Below are 17,205 nucleotides of genomic sequence, written 5' to 3'. Positions count from 1 at the left end.
CGATCTCGGACCCTGCGCGATCGGATTATCGCAGCGCCCATGATCCGGATATCGCGTTGCAAGAGCATTATTGCTGCCATGCAAACGAAGTCGTTGCATCTTGGCATCTGGTATACATACATAACCGCTACAGCGAGACGTCAGCGCGCCGTACTCCAGGAAGAGGACTGTCATGGCCAAGACTGCCGCTATCGGGCTCGCGCCCAACACCCCTGTCCTTTCGCGTCTGATGGCTGCGATCGATCGCGCGCTGATGGCCTCTGCCCGCATCGCGCTGCGCAACGGCGATCTGCCCCGCTTCGGCCTCTAAGGCTTCAGCATTAAGGACTTCGGCGCCATGCGCCGAGGTTTTCCCAGTTTCCTCCCAAGACTTGCGGCCCCGGTTCTTCCGGGGCCTTTTTTTGTGCCCGCTATGCGCCGCCACTTGCCCCCTGCGACAAATTGGCCATCGCGAAGAAAAGCGCAACAGGGCGCTTGCCTGCTGGCATTTAAAATACCAAACTCGCCGGAACGCTCTTGCCTAGACTGGAGCTTAAAGCGGGGATGGAGGGGTGCAATTCACCAGCACCGTATGCGCTTCAGTGGCTCGCCCAACAATGGGGCGGCCAACCACGTTGCGCGGACTCTCCGATTATCCCAAAGACGCGGATGCCGCGCTTGCCGCGCTTCCCTACAATTCCTCCTCGCGGACTCTCTGCGATGGCGGCAGCTATCCTAAGGAGATAAAGCAAGACGACTAGCGCGCAAGTAGCCTGGTGGATGGTCAAGCCGGCGTAGACCGGCCATCTGACAAATATCGGACGGGAGAGAAACCAATGAGCAGTTCAGTCCTCAAGATCGCGTTCACGGCAGCCGTTTTAGGCGCAAGCAGCATGGCGGCTTCGGCCGCCTGGGAGCCGGTTCGACCGGTCGAGTTCATCGTGCCGGCGGGGACCGGCGGCGGCGCCGACCAGATGGCTCGCACCATCCAGGGCATCGTCACCAAGCACAATCTGATGAAGCAGCCGCTGGTGGTGATCAACAAGTCCGGCGGCGCCGGCGGCGAGGGCTTTCTCGACGTCAAGGCGTCCGCCAACAACCCGCACAAGATCATCATCACGCTGTCAAATCTGTTCACCACGCCGCTGGCGACGGGCATCCCCTTCAACTGGAAGGATCTGACGCCGGTTGCAATGCTGGCGCTCGACGAGTTCGTGCTCTGGGTCAACGCCGAGAAGCCGTACAAGACGGCGAAGGAATACGTCGATGCCGCCAAGGCCGGCGGATTCAAGATGGGCGGCACGGGATCCAAGCAGGAAGACCAGATCATCACGGTCGGCATGGAAAAGGCGTCCGGCGCCAAGTTCACCTACATTCCATACAAGGGCGGCGGCGAAGTCGCCGTTCAGCTGGTCGGCAACCACGTCGACTCCACTGTCAACAATCCGATCGAGGCGGTCGCGCAATGGCGCGGCGGCAAGCTTCGCCCGCTCTGCGTGTTTGACGGCAAGCCGATGAACTACGCCGAGCAGATTGCCGACGGCAAGGCCTGGAAGGACATTCCGACCTGCAAGTCGCAAGGCCTCGACCTCGAATATGTGATGCTGCGCGGCATCTTCATGGGCCCCAAAGCGACCAAGGACCAGGTTCAATACTACATCGACCTCTTCACCAAGGTGCGCGCCACGCCGGAGTGGCAGGACTTCATGAAGAGCGGCGCCTTCAACACCACCTTTATGACCGGCGCCGAATACGCCAAGTGGGTCGAGACCGAGGAAAAGCGGCACGAGACCCTGATGAAAGCAGCCGGCTTCATCAGCGCCGGAAATTAATCCCGCGAGAAGTCGGGAAGTAGCAGCGTCTGGAAGTTTGCAAGTCGACCCAGCAACGGCCGCGGCACACGCCGCGGTCCGCACGGAGTTTCCATGACTACGAATAGCCACAAAGCCGCCGGCCCCACCCACAAGTCCGTGGAAGCCGGCGTGGCGGTGGCGATCGCGTTGTTCGGCGTGATCGTCATCGTCGGCAGCCTCAAGGCCGGCATCAACTGGGGCGCGGAAGGGCCGCGTGCCGGCTTCTTTCCGTTCTATATCGGCCTGCTCATCGTCGTCTCGAGCATCATCAATCTCTGGCACGGCTTGCATGACAACGGCCGCGGGCTGTTTGCCGAATGGGGCCAGCTTCGCCAGGTGCTGAGCGTCGTGGTCCCTACCACGATATACGTCGGCGCGATGCCGTTCACCGGGCTGTACCTCGCATCGATGATCTTCATCGGCTGGTTCATGCGATGGCTCGGCAAGTACAGCTGGCCGATGGTCGCCGGTGTTGCGCTCGGAATGCCGATCGTCACCTATTTCATCTTCGAACGCTGGTTTTTGGTCCCGTTGCCCAAAGGCCCGATCGAGGAATGGCTCGGTCTCTAGTTTCAGCAACAGCTCGCGGCTGCAGGACTCACTCCCATGGAAGAACTCGTCAATCTGTTTCACGGTTTCGCGGTCGCCCTGCAGCCGTTCAACATCATGGTGATGGTGCTGGGCATCGTGCTCGGCGTCCTCATCGGCGTGCTGCCCGGCCTCGGCGGCGCCAACGGGGTGGCGATACTGCTGCCCCTCACCTTCAGCATGTCGCCGACGTCGGCCATCATCATGCTGTCCTGCATCTATTGGGGCGCCCTGTTCGGCGGCGCGATCACCTCGATCCTGTTCAACATCCCGGGCGAGCCATGGTCGGTGGCGACGACATTCGACGGCTATCCGATGGCGCAGCAGGGCAAGGCCGGCGAAGCCTTGACGGCTGCCTTCACCTCCTCCTTCGTCGGCGCGCTGTTCGCCGTCATCATGATCACGCTGGTGGCGCCGCTGGTCGCCAGCTTTGCGCTGCAATTTGGACCTGCGGAAAAGTTCGCGGTGTACTTCCTCGCGTTCTGCAGTTTCGTGGGTCTCAGCAAGGAGCCGCCGTTCAAGACCATTGCCGCCATGATGATCGGCTTTGCGCTCGCTGCCGTGGGGCTCGATTCCATCACCGGCCAGTTGCGCCTGACCTTCGGCTTCACCCATCTGCTCAACGGCTTCGACTTCCTGATCGCCGTCATCGGCCTGTTCGGCATCGGTGAAATCCTGCTCACGATGGAGGAAGGTCTCGCCTTCCGCGGCGGCAACGGCAAGATCGACCTGCGCGTCGTGCTGCAGACCTGGATGCGGCTGCCGAAATTCTGGATCACCTCGTTGCGCTCGTGCGTGATCGGCTGCTGGATGGGCGTGACGCCGGCCGGCGCAACCCCCGCCTCTTTCATGAGCTACGGCATCGCCAAGCGCGTCGCCAAGAACGGCAAGAATTTCGGCAAGGGCGAGATCGAAGGCGTCGTCGCGCCGGAAACCGCGGCACATGCCGCCGGCACCGCGGCGCTGTTGCCGATGCTCTCGCTCGGCGTACCCGGCTCGCCGACGGCGGCCGTGCTGCTCGGCGGTCTCCTGATCTGGGGCCTGCAGCCCGGGCCGATGCTGTTCGTGGAGCAGAAGGAGTTCGTCTGGGGCCTGATCGCCTCGATGTATCTCGGCAACCTCGTTGGCCTCATCGTCGTGCTCACCTGCGTGCCGATCTTCGCGGCGATCCTGCGCGTACCCTTCAGCATCATCGCGCCGCTGATCCTGGTGCTCTGCGCAATCGGTGCCTATTCGGTGCACTCCAGCACCTTCGACGTGGTGTTGATGCTGGTGTTCGGCGTGATCGGCTACCTGCTCAAGAAGTGCAACTATCCGCTCGCACCGCTGGTGCTCGCCATCGTGCTCGGCGACAAGGCGGAAGAAGCCTTCCGGCAGTCGCTGCTGGGATCGGGCGGCTCGCTCGGCGTGTTCTTCTCGAACGGGCTGGTCTCCTCGATCATGGTGCTGGGCCTGATCGCCCTGTTCTGGTCGGCGATCCAGGAAGGCTACACGCGCATTCGCACGCGTACCGTGGCGGCCTAAAGCGCGATGCGGTTGGGATGAATCGTCATCGCGCTTTGGGTTGGTGTTCGAGCATGCTCTTTTCGGAAAACCGCTTCACACTTTTCCGGGTCACGCTCTAGACTAAAAATACCACCGACCACACGCTTTAGGGCGGTGCCGTAGCCACGGCACTGCCCTAAACTTTTGGTCCAGCTCGATTTTTCACAAGCACCAAGATTAATCCGGTGACGTCGCCAATTTTCTCTTGTCTACTGGCATAATATATACCAGTGTTTGCGACCAGCTGTCACATCCAGATAGAGCAGCGGACAACAATGGAGGGAAAATGACGGACACGGTTCAGGTAGCGGCGCCCGCATCATCGGCCCGCGTCAGCGACGCCTATCGCTGGTCTCAGCTGGCCATCGGCGTCGCCGCAATGGTGATGATCGCGAACTACCAATACGGCTGGACGTTCTTCGTCCCCGACATCCAGAAAACCTTCGGATGGGATCGCGCCTCGATCCAGTGGGCCTTCACCCTCTTCGTCCTGTTCGAGACCTGGCTGGTGCCGGTCGAGGGCTGGTTCGTCGACAAATACGGCCCGCGTATCGTCGTGCTGCTCGGCGGCATCCTCTGCGCCATCGGCTGGGCGATCAACGCCTACGCCACCACGCTCGGCGGCTTCTATCTCGGCATGATCATCGCCGGCATCGGCGCCGGCGGCGTTTATGGCACCTGCGTCGGCAACGCGCTGAAGTGGTTTCCCGACAAGCGCGGTCTTGCGGCCGGCATCACCGCCGCCGGTTTCGGCGCGGGCTCTGCGCTGACGGTCGCGCCGATCCAGGCGATGATCAAGGACTCCGGCTTCCAGACCACCTTCCTCTATTTCGGTCTCGGCCAGGGCATCGTCATCGTCATCCTCGCCTTCTTCCTGTTCTCGCCGAAGCCCGGCCAGGTGCCGGCCACGGTTGCCAACGTCAACGTCATCCAGGGCCGCCGCAACTACGCGCCGACCGAGGTGATCCGTCAGCCGATTTTCTGGCTGATGTATTTCATGTTCGTGATCGTCGGCGCCGGCGGCCTCTTGGTGACCGCGAACCTCAAGCCGATCGGCGTGGACTGGAAGGTCGACGTCGTGCCGGTGACGCTGGTCGGCATGACCATGACCGCGGTGACCTTCGCAGCGACCATCGACCGCATCCTCAACGGACTGACCCGTCCGTTCTTTGGCTGGATCTCCGACATGATCGGCCGCGAGAACACCATGTTCATCGCCTTCGGCATGGAAGGCATCGGCATCTGGGGCCTCTACATGCTCGGCCACGATCCGGTGTGGTTCGTGCTGCTCTCCGGCTTCGTGTTCTTCGCCTGGGGCGAGATCTACTCGCTCTTCCCCTCGACCTGCACGGATACGTTCGGCGCGAAATTCGCCGCCACCAATGCCGGCCTGCTCTATACGGCCAAGGGCACGGCGGCGTTGCTGGTGCCGGTCGGCAACTACATGCAGCAGACCTCGGGCAACTGGGACATGGTGTTCTGGGTCGCGGCCGGCGCCAACATCCTGGCTTCGCTGCTCGCGCTGCTGGTCCTGAAACCCTGGCGCAAGGCAGTCGTCGCGGCGCAGACCCGCGAAGCCTGACGCCACGCCGAACCTCGCTGACGCGTCCACCTCCGGGTGGGCGCGTTTTCTTTTGGCGCTTTGGCATACCTGGGATCGGTTTAGCGCGGCCGATCCGGACTGCTGAAGCGGCAGGAATTCGCCGCTACCGGGAAAACAGTCAATATTACTGACACTTAAAATATCCGCCTCCACTCCCAATTTCACATCGACCACCTTGACAATTGGCATTATGTATACCAGAATGGCCCGGTCACTTAGCCATGGAGGTTGCGATGCAAGTCGGAGATATCCTGCGAAAGAAGGCTGCCCGTGTTGCAACGGTCCGGATGAATGAGACCGTCGCCATCGCTGCCCAACTGATGCGCTCGGGCAATATCAGCGCGCTGGTGGTCAAGGACGTCGTGCGCACCGAAGGCAACACCGCCGTCGGCATGTTCACCGAGCGCGACGTGGTCCGCGCCATCGCCGAGCACGGCGCTGCCGGCGTCAGCATGAAGGTATCGCAGCTGATCTCGGTGCAGCAGCTCGTCTCCTGCTCCTCGACCGACACGCTCGAGGATGCCCGCCATCTCATGAAAAAGCACCACATCCGCCACCTGCCTGTCATCGAGAACTACAGCCTGATCGGCGTCATCAGCATCCGCGACATCTCGACGGCGTTCGACGAGGCGGCATCCGCGGCAGCAACTCCCTTCGCAGCAGAGGCGCAGCGCGTAGCCTACTCCGCGACCTGAGCCCCAGCAGCAACGCGCGCCGTCCCGAAGGCCCTCGCTCGGCGCAGGCGCGTCCGACCTGCCGGAAATCCCATCTTCCCGAATTCAAAGGGTCACATGAAGATCTGCATTTACGGCGCCGGCGCGATCGGCGGCTATCTCGGCGTGCAGCTTGCGAGGGCAGGCGTGGAAGTCAGCCTGGTGGCGCGCGGCGCCCACCTGGCGGCGATGAAGCAACACGGGCTGAAGCTCCTGATCGGCGGCGAGGAGCACGTCGTGCATCCGCGCTGCACCGACAGGCCCGCCGAGCTTGGGCCGCAGGACTACGTCATCATCTGCCTGAAGGCGCATTCCATCACCGGCGTGCTCGAGCAGATGCAGCCGCTGCTCGGGCCGAACACCCGCATCGTCACCGCCGTCAACGGCATCCCCTACTGGTATTTCCACAAGCACGGCGGCGCGCTCGAAGGCTCGACGCTGGAGAGCATCGATCCCGGCGGGAGGCAGTGGCGCGAGCTCGGCCCCGAGCGCGCCATCGGCTGCATCGTCTATCCCGCCACCGAAATCGAGGCGCCCGGCGTGATCCGTCATGTCTATGGCGACCGCTTTCCGCTCGGCGAGCCCTCCGGCGAGACCACGGCTGACGTGCAGCGACTCTCCGACGCCTTCGCCAGGGCCGGCATGCAGGCCCCCGTGCTCGACCGCATCCGCGACGAGATCTGGCTGAAGCTGTGGGGCAATGTCTGCTTCAACCCGATCAGCGCACTGACCCATGGCACGCTCGACGTCATCTGCAGCGACCCCGGCACGCGCGCGCTGTCCAAGGCGATCATGCTGGAGAGCCAGGCCATCGCCGAAAGCTTCGGCGTCAAATTTCGCGTCGACGTCGAGCGCCGCATCGAAGGCGCGCGCAAGGTCGGCGCGCACAAGACCTCGATGCTGCAGGATCTCGAGCGCAGCCGGCCGATGGAGATCGATCCCCTGGTCACCGTGGTGCAGGAGATGGGCCGCCTGACCGGGATATCCACGCCGGCGCTCGACGCCGTGCTGGCGCTGGTGGCCCAGCGCGCCAGCATCGCCGGGCTGTACGAGGCCAGCGTCCGTTCCGCCGAGCCCAGGGCGGCCGCGTTCGCATGACCGCGTGGCTTCGCTTCTGCCATGACGGCGAGACCGGTTTCGGCACGCTGACGGGCGGCGGGATCGCCGTCCATGACGGCGACATGTTCGGCGCATCCCGGCCCACCGGAAAGCGGCTGGCGCTCGACGACGTCGAGCTGCTGGCGCCGAGCGAGCCGAGCAAGATCGTCGCGTTGTGGAACAATTTTCACTCCCTCGCAGCCAAGCTCGACCAGCCGAAGCCGCCCGAGCCGCTCTATCTGTTGAAGGCGACGACCTCGGTCGCCGCCCCCGGCGCCGTGATCCGTCCTCCCACCGCATATTCCGGCAAGACGACCTATGAGGGTGAGCTCGGCATCGTCATCGGCAAGATCTGCAGCGAAGTCTCTCCCGGCGAGGCCGACGACTTCATCTTCGGCTACACCTGCGTCAACGACATCACCGCCAACGACATCCTGACCCGCGATTCCACCTTCGCGCAGTGGGCGCGTTCCAAGGGCATCGACGGCTACGGTCCGTTCGGTCCCGTCATCGTCGCCGGCATCGATCCGGCAACGCTGGTCGTCCGCACCATCCTCAATGGCGTAGAGCGCCAGAACTACCCGATCTCCGACATGATCTTCAGCGCGCAGGAGCTGGTCAGCCTGATATCGCGCGACATGACCCTCTTGCCCGGCGACCTGATTGCCTGCGGCACATCGGTCGGCGTCGGCGTCATGAAGGAGCCGGCCAACACCATCACGATCGCAATCGACGGAATCGGCGAGCTCACAAACGAGTTTCGCCAGTAGGCCCAACTGCCGCCAAAGCCGGGCGAATTTCCGCCCCTCGCCTTGCCGTTTCCGCATGGGACCTGGGCCCGTGCAGGATAGACTTTTGACGGTCCGGACGGCATCCTGCCCTGCCAACGAGAGCGTGCGCGGCCGTCCGCGCCGCGGAATAAGCGGCGTTATCGCCGCCGAAAACAGAGGGCAGGCAATGTTCAAAACGCGCTTCACCGAAACGTTCGGCATCGAACACCCGATCGTGCAAGGCGGCATGCAATGGGTCGGCCGCGCCGAACTGGTCGCAGCCGTCGCCAATGCCGGCGCGCTCGGCATGATCACCGCGCTGACGCAGCCGACGCCGGAAGACCTCACCAAGGAAATCGCGCACTGCCGCGACATGACCGACAAGCCGTTCGGCGTGAACCTTACCATCCTGCCCGCGATCAAGCCGCCGCCCTATGCCGAATACCGCCAGGCCATCATCGAGGCCGGCATCAAGATCGTCGAGACCGCCGGCAACTAGCCGCAGGAGCATGTCGACGAGTTCAGGAAGCACGGCATCAAGGTGCTGCATAAGTGTACCAGCGTGCGGCACGCGCTGTCCGCCGAGCGCATGGGCGTCGACGGCATTTCGATCGACGGCTTCGAATGCGCCGGCCATCCCGGTGAAGACGATACGCCCGGCCTGATCCTGATCCCGGCGGCCGCCGACAAGATCAAGATCCCGATGATCGCCTCCGGCGGCTTCGGCGATGCCCGCGGCCTCGTCGCCGCCCTTGCGCTCGGTGCCGACGGCATCAACATGGGCACGCGCTTCATGTGCACCAAGGAGAGCCCGATCCACCAGCTGGTCAAGGAGCGCATCGTCGCCAATGACGAGCGCGAGACCGAGCTGATCTTCCGGACCATGCGCAACACCTCGCGCGTGGCGAGGAACGCCGTCTCCACCAAGGTGGTGGCGATGGAGAAGGAAGGCGCCAAGTTCGAGGACATCCGCGAGCTCGTCGCGGGCGCGCGCGGCAAGATGGTCTACGCCACCGGCGATGCCGATCACGGCATCTGGTCGGCCGGCCAGGTGCAGGGCCTGATCCACGACATCCCGAGCTGCGCCGAGCTGGTCTCCCGCATCATGCGCGAGGCGGAGGCGATCGTGCGCGGCCGGCTGGAAGGCATGCTGTCCGGCGCGCAGCGCCAGGCGGCCGAGTAATCGCGCGCCGAGCAACAAAAAGAGGCTCCCATGAAGGCTTATGTCTATGGGGCCGCCGGCCCCGCGATTGCTGACGTCGCAAAACCCTCGCCCAAGGGCACCCAGGTGCTGGTCAAGGTTCACGCCTGCGGGCTGAACCGCGCCGACCTCGGCATGACCAAGGGCCATGTGCATGGTTCGGCCGGCGGCGCCGGCACCGTGCTCGGCATGGAATGGGCCGGCGAAGTCGCCGAGCTCGGGCCCGACGCCAAGGGTGTGAAGGTCGGCGACCGCGTCATGGGCTCCGGCGGCGCGGCGTTCGCCGAGTACACCCTTGCCGATCACGGCCGCCTGTTCCGCGCGCCGTCCAACATGAATTTCGACGAGGCGGCCACCCTGCCCGTGGCGCTGGCCACCATGCACAACGCCGTCGTCACCAACGGCGCGCTGCAGCCGGGCCAGAGCGTGCTCGTTCAGGGCGCGAGCTCCGGCGTCGGGCTGATGGCGATGCAGATTGCGAAGCTGAAGGGCGCAAGACTCGTGGTCGGTTCCTCCACCGACGCGATGCGGCGCAGCCGATTGAAAGAGTTCGGCGCCGATCTTGCCGTCGACTCCTCCGATCCCGGCTGGGTCGACGAGGTGTTGAAGGCAACCAATGGCGAAGGCGTCGACCTCATCGTCGATCAGGTGTCGGGCCCCGTCGCCAACCAGAACCTGAAGGCCACCAGGGTCAAGGGCCGCATCGTCAATGTCGGCCGCCTCGGCGGCACCCATGGCGACTTCAATTTCGACCTGCACGCCGCGCGCCGCATCAACTACATCGGCGTTACCTTCCGCACCCGTTCTATCGAGGAGATCCGCGAAATCTTCGAGGAAGTGCGCAAGGACATCTGGGGCGCGGTGGAAAGCCGCAAGCTGCAGCTGCCGATCGACAAGGTCTTCAAATTCGCCGACATCGGCAAGGCGTTCGAGCACATGGAGGCCAACAAACACCTCGGCAAGATCGTGGTGACGATGTAGCTCCGCTCTCGTGCCTTAATCAGAACAATTCGCAACAAGAGCGCTTCTGCGGGCTTGTTGCGACGTGCTCTTGTGGATGGCCGCTTGATGTTGCCCCGTGGGCTGTTAAACCGCCGCCCATGACCTCCCTCACCCGGCACAACGGCCAGAAGACCTCCGTCGCGGCGATCTCGGTCCTGGCCAGCGGCAGCCTGGCGCTGGCCAAGCTCGTGGTCGGCATCGCCATCGGCTCGCTGGCGCTGATCTCGGAGGCATTGCATTCCTCGATCGATCTGGTCGCGACCAGCGTCACCTGGGCGGTGGTGCGGGTGTCGGACCAGCCGGCGGACGCAGAGCATCATTACGGCCACGGCAAGTTCGAGAGCCTTTCCGCGCTCGGCGTCACCGCCCTGCTCTACCTCCTGGCCGGCGGCATCCTGGTCGAAGCCTATAGCCGGCTGCGCGCGGGCGCGCCGCCGCCGACCGTCTCGGCCATTCCCTTCATCGTGCTCGTCATCGACATCGTCGTGAACTACTGGCGGGCGCGCGCGCTGCATCGCGCCGCGCGCGAGACGCGCAGCCAGGCGCTGGAGGCCGATGCGCTGCACTTCGCCTCCGACATGCTCGGCTCCTTTGCCGTCATCGCCGGCCTGATCCTCGCGGGCCTGGGATTCTGGTGGGGCGATGCGGCCGCTGCCATCGCGGTCGCCATCATGATCGGCTTGCTCGGGCTGAAGATGACCCGCGCCACGGTGGAAACCCTGCTCGACCGCGCCCCCGAAGGCATCGCCGGACAGGCGGAAGCCGCGATCCGCGCGGTACCGGGCGTGGTCGACGTCGAGCGCATGCGTGTGCGCATGGTCGGCCCCACCTATTTCATCGACACCATCGCCAAGGTGCCGCGCACCTTCCCGATCGACCGCGTCGAGGAGATCAAGCGCAAGGCGCAAGCCGCCGTCCGCGATGCGCTCGGCGATGCCGACCTCACCTTCGCCGCCGTTCCCGTGGCGCGCGACAATGAGAGCGTGCGCGAGCGCATCATGGTGATCGCCCGCAACTCCGGCCTCGCCGTGCACCACGTCACGGTGCACGATCTCGGCGAGAAGCTGATCGTCAGCCTCGACCTCGAGGTCGACGGCGAGATGCCGCTGGTCGACGCCCACGACGTCGCCCACAATCTCGAGCATCACATCCGCGAGGAATTCGGCGAGGACGTCGAGGTCGACACCCATATCGAGCCGCTGGAGCCTGAGTTGCCGCACGGCACCGATGCTTCGGCCGAGCGCGTCGCCACCATCAAGGCTGCCTTGACGGAGTTTGCCGCCCACAGCGCCATCCGCGACATCCATAATGTGCGGGTGCGCGACACCGATGCCGGCGAGATCGTCAACTTCCACTGCCGCGCCGCGCGCTCGATGAGCGTGATCAAGGTGCATCAGGGCGTCGACGAGATCGAGCGCGCGCTGCGCCGTGCCTTCCCCACCATCAAGCGCGTCATCAGTCACGCCGAGCCGCCGCGCGGTCCATAGCGTCTTCAAGCGAAGCATGTCCCGCACGCCGATGCGGGATGGGCACCGGTTCGCGTCAAGAAGACGCGTCAAACAAAAATCACAAGCGCAGTTGCGCCGTAGGATTGCGGCAGCGTTCCTGTTTCGGACTCGGAATATGACGGCGTTCGACTCGCAAATGAGCGTTGGACAAGATTTATTTCGCGTTAAGGATTCGTTGACTCTCGACAGGCCGGGAAAAACGGATTCAAATCAATGTGATTCGGAAGCACGTGGGGTTCTTCCGGATGCGGCGTAACAGAGACTCTCGGCGGGGGATCTAAGGCATGGCGCGTGCGCACGCGGCGAACGCGTGCGTCCAATCCGATTCGATCAAGGGATTGGCGCAATCGATCGCGAAACCGGCCTACACCAGGCTGCTCACCGCCGAGCCAGCACTGCGCCGGGCCGTGCCCACCCTGATCATCGCCTTCCTCGTCACCATCTGCCTCGGCGCCTTCGTGCAGGTCATCGACCAGACCCGGCAGAAGCGCGCCACCATGAAGCGCGACATCGCAGCCCTCGCCGACATCCTCGCCGACCGGCTCGACCGCCTGACCGCCTCGCGCCAGGAGCGCGCCGCGACGATCGATCGGCTGCAGAACATCCTGCCCGGCCTCATTCCCTCCTGGGGCAGCGCCTCCGGTCGCCACGTCATCGTCATCGGCTCCAACCAGCGCATCCTCGCGCGCGTGCCGGTTCAGGCGGGAGTCGAGCCCGACCGTATCCTCGACGTCATCTCCACCGCGCAGCTCCTGGCGACGCCCTCGGGACAGCAAGGCAGCGTCACCGACCTGATCCTGCCGAGCGGCAGCAGCGCGATGGCGACGCAGCGCGTCATCAAGTCGATGCCCGGCCAGATCATCGTCATTCAGGAGAAGAACGAGCCGATCTGGGGCTCGGACGCCGCACTCTCGGTGACGCTGTCGGCGACCACCGGCTTCGTCGTGCTGATCCTCGGCTTCGCCTTCCACTGGCAATCGACCCGCGCCCGCGAGGGCGACCTGATCAACGACGCCGTGCGCGGCCGCATCGACACCGCGCTGAACCGCGGCCGCTGCGGCTTGTGGGACTGGGACCTCTCGCGCGGCCGCATCTTCTGGTCGCAATCGATGTTCACCATGCTCGGGCTCGAGAGCCGCAACGACCTCCTCACCTTCGGCGAAGTCAACGCGCTGGTGAACTCCGACGACATCGACCTGTTCGCCATCGCCGACCGGTTGATCTCCGGCGAGATCGACCACATCGACCAGTCCTTCCGCATGCAGCATGCCGGCGGCCACTGGATCTGGCTGCGCGTGCGCTGCGAGCTTTCCAGCGGCGCCGCCGATGCCGGCCTGCATCTGATCGGCATCGCCGTCGACGTCACCGAGCAGAAAAGCCTCGCCGAGAAGACGGTGGAGGCCGACCTTCGCCTGCGCGATGCCATCGAGACCATTCCGGAAGCCTTCGTGCTGTGGGACGCCGAGGACCGCCTCGTGCTCTGCAACTCCCACTTCCAGCGGCTGCACAAGCTGCCGGACTCCGCAGTGACCCCCGGCACCTCCTACGAGACCGTGATCGAGGTCGGCCGCATGCCGGAGGTGCGCACCCGCCTGCACGGCGCCGCCAACCAGGCCCCCGGCGCCCGCACCTTCGAGGCGCAGCTCGAGGAAGGCAACTGGCTGCACATCAGCGAGCGCCGCACCAAGGACGGCGGCTACGTCTCCGTCGGCACCGACATCACCCGCATCAAGGAGCACGAGCAGAAGCTGGTCGACAACGATCTCCGCCTGCGCGCCACCGTCGCCGATCTGCAGCGCTCGCAGTCGGCGCTGGAGCGCCAGGCCGTCGAGCTCGCCGACCTCGCGCAGAAATACGCCGAGGAAAAGAACCGCGCCGAGGACGCCAACCAGGCCAAGTCGAAGTTCCTCGCCAACATGAGCCACGAGCTGCGCACGCCGCTCAACGCCATCATCGGCTTCTCCGAGATCATGGGCAGCGGCATGTTCGGCACGCTCGGCTCCGACAAGTACGGCGAATACTGCAACGACATCCTCACATCAGGAAGATACCTGCTCGAAGTCATCAACGACATCCTCGACATGTCGAAGATCGAGGCCGGCCGGATGAAGCTCGACATGGAGCCGCTGGACCTGTCGCGGACGCTGGCGGAATCGCTGCGCGTGGTGTCCGGCCGCGCCGAAGACAAGCACCTCACTTTGCGCGCCGACATCGAGAGCACGATCTCCGTCGTCGCCGACCATCGCGCAGTCAAGCAGATCATCGTCAACCTGCTGTCCAACGCCGTCAAATTCACCCCCGACGACGGCAAGGTGGAAGTCCGCGGCCGCATGCTGAGGGATTCCATCGTGCTGATGATCGCCGACACCGGCATCGGCATCGCCCCGGAATCGCTGCGCCGGCTCGGCAAGCCGTTCGAGCAGGTCGAGAGCCAGCTCACCAAGAGCTACCAGGGCTCCGGCCTTGGGCTAGCCATCGCCCGCTCGCTCACCGACCTGCACGGCGGCACCATGAAGCTGCGCTCCAAGCTCGGCACCGGCACCGTCGTCCGCGTCACGCTGCCGCTCGACGCCAGCAAGGCGAAGCCGAGGGTGCAGCAGGCCGCGTAACGGGCTCAGCAAGCAGGCTTCAACGCCTCGCCGTTCCCTCACACCATCAGGTCATGTCCGGCGTGGCCATCCCATTTGTGACCCCCGTCATCGGCGCCCTGGATGGTAATCGTGATCAACTGTTCGGTGCCGTCTTCGGTGGTCACCGTGAACGTGTCCGTGAGCGTGTCGCAATCATCGAGCGACTGCACCTTGCAATTGTCGTTGTCGATCGTATAGGTCCACACGCCGTCCGCCGTCATCGTGAACGTGCCGTAGCCGCCGTCGCTCTTCTGGCATTTGACCGGCATGAAGCTGTTCGACGGGTTGTCGACATCGATGCTGGTCAGTGTTCCGGTCGCGGTCGGTATACCGGGATCCTTGCAGGCGGCCTCGACCACCGCGCCGGTCGTGTCGCCGGAAATGACGGCAGGGTCGTTCCTGCCGCCGATGACGATCGTCACCACCTGCTCGGTACCGTCGATGGAGGTCACGGTGAAGGTGTCGGTAAGCGTGTCGCCGACATTGAGCGCTTGCACCGCGTTGTTGCTGTCATCCAGCGTGTAAGTCCACACGCCGTCCGCCGTCATCGTGAAGGTGCCGTAGCCGCCATCGCTCGCCGTCGGCGAACTCACCGCCGTGAAGGTATCCGGTGCATCGTCGACGTCGGTGCTCGTGAGCGTGCCGGTCGCCACACGCGGCGCATGAGCGGCGGCAAAGCGGGCGAGACCGGCAAAAGTCGCGGCCTCACCCACCGAACCGCTGGTGTCGCCGGCGATGATGGCATCATCGTTGACTCCGTCGATACCTATCGTGAAGTCCTGACTGGCCGAGGCTGTGCCGTCGGATACCGTAACGACGAAAATCTCCGTCGTGGGTCCCTTCAGCGCATTGATCGCAGCGTCGTCCGGCACGAAGGTGTAGGCACCGGTCGAGCTGTTGACATAAAGCGTGCCGTAATCGCCAACCTGCGAGACGTCGTAGGTGACCCCATCGAGCACCGTGCTGGCGGGGATTCCGCCGCTGATGCCGTAGGTCAGCGGAGCCCCACTGTTGGAACTGTTGGCGCTGAAGGTCCCGCTCGTCGCTGCGAAGGTGTCGAATACGACCGTGTCGGTTTCGGTCGGCCCCGAGCCCAAGGCCAGCGTCAGGAACGGCTGCGGCTCCGGAATGGACGCCCGGATGAAGACCCACTCGGCCGGCGTTTGCGCCGACGGGAGCTCGGGGAGCGAATTCAATTCCGCCGGCGCGGCGGGCTCGGTGAAATTGATTGGCTGCACCGGCAGCGTATCGCCGAAGGGCGTGACGCCCGAGCCGGCCGGTCCCAGCCCCTTCGCCAAGTTGGCATAGGCCTCCTGTTGCGCCTCCTGCAACTCCTCCATGCGGGCTGCACTGTTGGCAAACTGGCTCACGCTGACCGTGGATCCGCTTCTGCTCAGAACGACCGTCTCTCCGGGATCCTCGACAATGATGTGGCGCGGCATCGCCTCCTTGGTCACAAGTTCGAACGCGCCGTGCGCCATGTCCTTGTACGAGATGGTGTCCTCATCCAGAGACGTGAGCTGGGCGTCGGCTCCCCGGGCATCCTTCACAGAGGAGAGCATCAATGCTGCGAGCGACAGCAGGCCCATCCCGCCGCCATGGGAGCGGCGCTGCATGCCTTCCGGATGCGAGGCACCGCCGAGGCCGCGCACGCCCAACGCCCTCAGGACGCGATCGCCGACCGTCAATGGGCTGACCGCGACGCTCGCGTGAGCGAGAGTGTCGATTGCGGCCTGAATGCTGCTCGTCGCGTCATTGAAAATGACTTGATTGCCGATGCGTGGGAGAAGCGGACCCGCGACGGCCCTCGCCTCGCTCCGAGCCTGCCCGCAGCGAGACCGACCAGACAATACCGTCGCTTCGTCGCCAGACATGCCGCCTCCCCCCCCCTCAAGAAGCTTCCCGATTATTTCGAGTGCGAAAAGCGGGCCTTTCGTCATCGCCAATCAGCCGTTGGGGTTAGAGATAACCGGTTTGGCTGAACTGGCCTGCGGTCGCCGGTCTGACATGATGCGCGTTGCGGTGCGGGCCGCCCCGACCGGCAATTCCAATCCAGGAGGGCCTATCATGCGCGCGCATACGCTGGCCGTGTTGACGGGCTTCATCATCGCGACGATCGGCCTCTTGCCTGGTCGGGCGCTGGCACAGACCGAGCCGGCGCGGCCTGCCGTTCAGCAGTTCGAAGCAAAACCCATCGGGAGGGTCGTGACCGCCACCGGCTCCGTCACGATCGAGCATGCAAGTGCGGTCGTCATGCAGGCAAGCGCTGCCGGCCCGACGAAGGTCGGCGATCTCGTCTATCTCGGCGACGTCGTTGAGACCGGGGCCGACGGGCGCGCCGGCATCAACTTTGCCGATGGCACCTCGTTCAATTTGTCGAGCAACGCCCGCATGACCCTGAACGAATTCGTTTATGACCCGAACGGAAAATCGAACTCGACCCTGTTCAGCCTGTCCAAGGGGACCTTCACGATGGTAGCCGGCACCGTTGCGAAGACGGGCGACATGAAGATCGACACGCCCGTCGCCACCATGGGCATTCGCGGCACGACACCGCACGTCGAAATCTCCAACGATGGATCGGTCAGGTTTTCCACCCTCATCGAAGAGGGCAAGCGCAGCCTGGTGAGGAAGTCCGCGGCACCCGCGGCTCAGCCGCCCAAGCAGACGGCTGAGCCGCGGCCGAGGCTCAACATCTGCCGGGGATGCTAGCGC

General features: G+C 64.4%; 13 protein-coding genes and 1 pseudogene. 13 read left to right on the top strand and 1 reads right to left on the bottom strand.

Annotation, left to right across the window (positions count from 1 at the left end):
• Window positions 1-172 precede the first annotated feature (172 nt).
• From ACT4OC_RS00325 to ACT4OC_RS00270, 12 genes and pseudogenes are all read left to right on the top strand, one after another.
• The gene (locus ACT4OC_RS00325; RefSeq protein ID WP_444837098.1) at window positions 173-310 is read left to right on the top strand and encodes a hypothetical protein; all 138 of its coding nucleotides are present in this window, start codon (window positions 173-175) and stop codon (window positions 308-310) included.
• A 505-nt stretch (window positions 311-815) separates the two neighbouring features.
• On the top strand, window positions 816-1,811 hold the full coding sequence (locus ACT4OC_RS00320) for a Bug family tripartite tricarboxylate transporter substrate binding protein (RefSeq protein ID WP_444837097.1): 996 nt from the start codon (window positions 816-818) through the stop codon (window positions 1,809-1,811).
• Between the two features lie 93 nt (window positions 1,812-1,904).
• Window positions 1,905-2,402, top strand: coding sequence for a tripartite tricarboxylate transporter TctB family protein (locus ACT4OC_RS00315; protein WP_444837096.1), 498 nt, complete (start codon window positions 1,905-1,907; stop codon window positions 2,400-2,402).
• 36 nt (window positions 2,403-2,438) lie between these two features.
• A complete protein-coding gene (locus tag ACT4OC_RS00310; RefSeq protein ID WP_444837095.1) occupies window positions 2,439-3,944 on the top strand; it encodes a tripartite tricarboxylate transporter permease in 1,506 nt (501 codons plus the stop codon).
• 307 nt (window positions 3,945-4,251) lie between these two features.
• Complete coding sequence (gene oxlT, locus ACT4OC_RS00305) at window positions 4,252-5,547, top strand: oxalate/formate MFS antiporter (RefSeq protein WP_444837094.1); 1,296 nt, start codon at window positions 4,252-4,254, stop codon at window positions 5,545-5,547.
• A 254-nt stretch (window positions 5,548-5,801) separates the two neighbouring features.
• Window positions 5,802-6,263 (top strand): CBS domain-containing protein, encoded by a 462-nt coding sequence (locus ACT4OC_RS00300; protein ID WP_444837093.1) that lies wholly within the window; start codon window positions 5,802-5,804, stop codon window positions 6,261-6,263.
• A gap of 96 nt (window positions 6,264-6,359) precedes the next feature.
• Complete coding sequence (locus ACT4OC_RS00295; RefSeq protein WP_444837092.1) at window positions 6,360-7,379, top strand: 2-dehydropantoate 2-reductase; 1,020 nt, start codon at window positions 6,360-6,362, stop codon at window positions 7,377-7,379.
• Window positions 7,376-8,149, top strand: a complete 774-nt coding sequence (locus ACT4OC_RS00290; RefSeq protein ID WP_444837091.1) for a fumarylacetoacetate hydrolase family protein — start codon at window positions 7,376-7,378, stop codon at window positions 8,147-8,149. Before ACT4OC_RS00295 ends, ACT4OC_RS00290 begins: the two co-directional genes overlap by 4 nt.
• Window positions 8,150-8,336: 187 nt before the next feature.
• A pseudogene (locus tag ACT4OC_RS00285) lies at window positions 8,337-9,332 on the top strand (NAD(P)H-dependent flavin oxidoreductase).
• A gap of 30 nt (window positions 9,333-9,362) precedes the next feature.
• Entirely contained in the window at window positions 9,363-10,331 is a 969-nt protein-coding gene (locus ACT4OC_RS00280; protein WP_444837090.1) for a zinc-binding dehydrogenase, read from the top strand.
• Between the two features lie 119 nt (window positions 10,332-10,450).
• Entirely contained in the window at window positions 10,451-11,839 is a 1,389-nt protein-coding gene (locus tag ACT4OC_RS00275; protein WP_444837089.1) for a cation diffusion facilitator family transporter, read from the top strand.
• A gap of 305 nt (window positions 11,840-12,144) precedes the next feature.
• A complete protein-coding gene (locus ACT4OC_RS00270) occupies window positions 12,145-14,469 on the top strand; it encodes a PAS domain-containing sensor histidine kinase (RefSeq protein ID WP_444837088.1) in 2,325 nt (774 codons plus the stop codon).
• A gap of 38 nt (window positions 14,470-14,507) precedes the next feature.
• On the opposite strand, the gene ACT4OC_RS00265 is transcribed toward ACT4OC_RS00270, so the two are convergent.
• The gene (locus ACT4OC_RS00265; protein ID WP_444837087.1) at window positions 14,508-16,364 is read right to left on the bottom strand and encodes a VCBS domain-containing protein; all 1,857 of its coding nucleotides are present in this window, start codon (window positions 16,362-16,364) and stop codon (window positions 14,508-14,510) included.
• A gap of 193 nt (window positions 16,365-16,557) precedes the next feature.
• Here ACT4OC_RS00265 and ACT4OC_RS00260 point away from each other — a divergent pair, with 193 nt between their 5' ends.
• The gene (locus ACT4OC_RS00260; RefSeq protein WP_444837086.1) at window positions 16,558-17,202 is read left to right on the top strand and encodes a FecR family protein; all 645 of its coding nucleotides are present in this window, start codon (window positions 16,558-16,560) and stop codon (window positions 17,200-17,202) included.
• Window positions 17,203-17,205: the final 3 nt, after the last annotated feature.

Source organism: Bradyrhizobium sp. (assembly GCF_052389815.1).
Lineage (GTDB): Bacteria > Pseudomonadota > Alphaproteobacteria > Rhizobiales > Xanthobacteraceae > Bradyrhizobium.
The sequence above is the reverse complement of the archived record's forward strand: the minus strand, read 5'-3'. Positions and strand labels throughout refer to the sequence as shown.

Excerpts from the sequence above, each read along its gene's own strand:
- ACT4OC_RS00325 (WP_444837098.1), top strand. The coding sequence starts at position 173 with ATGGCCAAGACTGCCGCTATCGGGCTCGCGCCCAACACCCCTGTCCTT.
- ACT4OC_RS00320 (WP_444837097.1), top strand. The coding sequence starts at position 816 with ATGAGCAGTTCAGTCCTCAAGATCGCGTTCACGGCAGCCGTTTTAGGC.
- ACT4OC_RS00315 (WP_444837096.1), top strand. The coding sequence starts at position 1,905 with ATGACTACGAATAGCCACAAAGCCGCCGGCCCCACCCACAAGTCCGTG.
- ACT4OC_RS00310 (WP_444837095.1), top strand. The coding sequence starts at position 2,439 with ATGGAAGAACTCGTCAATCTGTTTCACGGTTTCGCGGTCGCCCTGCAG.
- oxlT (WP_444837094.1), top strand. The coding sequence starts at position 4,252 with ATGACGGACACGGTTCAGGTAGCGGCGCCCGCATCATCGGCCCGCGTC.
- ACT4OC_RS00300 (WP_444837093.1), top strand. The coding sequence starts at position 5,802 with ATGCAAGTCGGAGATATCCTGCGAAAGAAGGCTGCCCGTGTTGCAACG.
- ACT4OC_RS00295 (WP_444837092.1), top strand. The coding sequence starts at position 6,360 with ATGAAGATCTGCATTTACGGCGCCGGCGCGATCGGCGGCTATCTCGGC.
- ACT4OC_RS00290 (WP_444837091.1), top strand. The coding sequence starts at position 7,376 with ATGACCGCGTGGCTTCGCTTCTGCCATGACGGCGAGACCGGTTTCGGC.
- ACT4OC_RS00280 (WP_444837090.1), top strand. The coding sequence starts at position 9,363 with ATGAAGGCTTATGTCTATGGGGCCGCCGGCCCCGCGATTGCTGACGTC.
- ACT4OC_RS00275 (WP_444837089.1), top strand. The coding sequence starts at position 10,451 with ATGACCTCCCTCACCCGGCACAACGGCCAGAAGACCTCCGTCGCGGCG.
- ACT4OC_RS00270 (WP_444837088.1), top strand. The coding sequence starts at position 12,145 with ATGGCGCGTGCGCACGCGGCGAACGCGTGCGTCCAATCCGATTCGATC.
- ACT4OC_RS00265 (WP_444837087.1), bottom strand. The coding sequence starts at position 16,364 with ATGTCTGGCGACGAAGCGACGGTATTGTCTGGTCGGTCTCGCTGCGGG.
- ACT4OC_RS00260 (WP_444837086.1), top strand. The coding sequence starts at position 16,558 with ATGCGCGCGCATACGCTGGCCGTGTTGACGGGCTTCATCATCGCGACG.